At 61.7% G+C, this 981-nt stretch carries 2 protein-coding genes; both read left to right on the plus strand.

What is annotated here, in order from left to right:
* A partial coding sequence (locus NZU74_20155) for an ABC transporter permease (GenBank protein MCS6883643.1) occupies nucleotides 1-404 on the plus strand: 404 nt, incomplete at its 5' end.
* 80 nt (nucleotides 405-484) lie between these two features.
* On the plus strand, nucleotides 485-981 hold a 497-nt coding region (locus NZU74_20160; protein MCS6883644.1), incomplete at its 3' end, for a hypothetical protein.

Below are 981 nucleotides of genomic sequence, written 5' to 3' on the forward strand. Positions count from 1 at the left end.
ACCCGTTTCAGGGCAATGTGCTGCTGGCGCTCGGCTTCATCGCTGTCGGGCTGCTCCCGTTGTACGGCATGGCCTTGCTCTTCGGGGCGGTGGTGCTCAAGGTCAAGGAGTCCAACGCCGTCGTCAATCTGATGCAGTGGGTGGTGAGCTTCCTGATGGGGATTTTCTTCCCGGTGACGGTGCTGCCGCCCTTCGTCCGCGTCATCGCCTGGCTGTTCCCGCCCACCTGGATGACCAACGGCGTGCGTTCGGCGCTGCTGGGCGTGGGCTACTTCTTCGGCGAGTGGTACGCGGACATGGCCGTGCTCTGGGCGTTCATGCTCGTCGCGCCGCTGTTCGGCTTTTGGGTGTTCCAGCGCACCGAGCGCAGCATCCAGCGCAACGAAGGCGTCGGCCAGTTTTGATTTGCGATTGTGGATTTCTGATTTCGAATTGCCAATCCAAAATCCGCAATCCAAAATCTAAAATCAGAAATGAAATAACCATGCCCGACTCTCCGAGGTTGCTACGCGGCCCCGCCGCCTTTCTCAGCACGCTCCTCGCCATGGCGCAGAAAGAGCTGATGATTATGCTGCGCTATCCGGTTGAGTTCGTCGCTTCCTTCGGACAAATCTTTCTGATCGTCACCGTCCTTACGCTGGCCGGGCTGATGTTCGCGCCGCGCGACGCCGGCGCGGAGGGCAATTCGACCACCGCCGGCATCGTCGTCTACGGCTTCATCCTGTTCATGTTCCTCTCGGACACGCTGTGGACTATCGGCTACAACGTGCGCCGCGACCAGAAGCAGGGCACGCTCGAACAGCTCTACCTCAGCCCGGCCTCCAAGTTCGCCAACCTGCTCTCGCGCATCGCGGTGTCGCTGGTGTGGACGGGCCTGCTGTGCGTCACCTCCGCCTGGCTGATGAGCACCCTCATCGGTCGGCTGCCGGCTGAGAACCTGTTACCCGGCGCGCTGGTGCTGCTCTTCGCGCTCTCCGGGTT

Source organism: Chloroflexaceae bacterium, from assembly GCA_025057155.1.
Classification (GTDB): domain Bacteria; phylum Chloroflexota; class Chloroflexia; order Chloroflexales; family Chloroflexaceae; genus JACAEO01.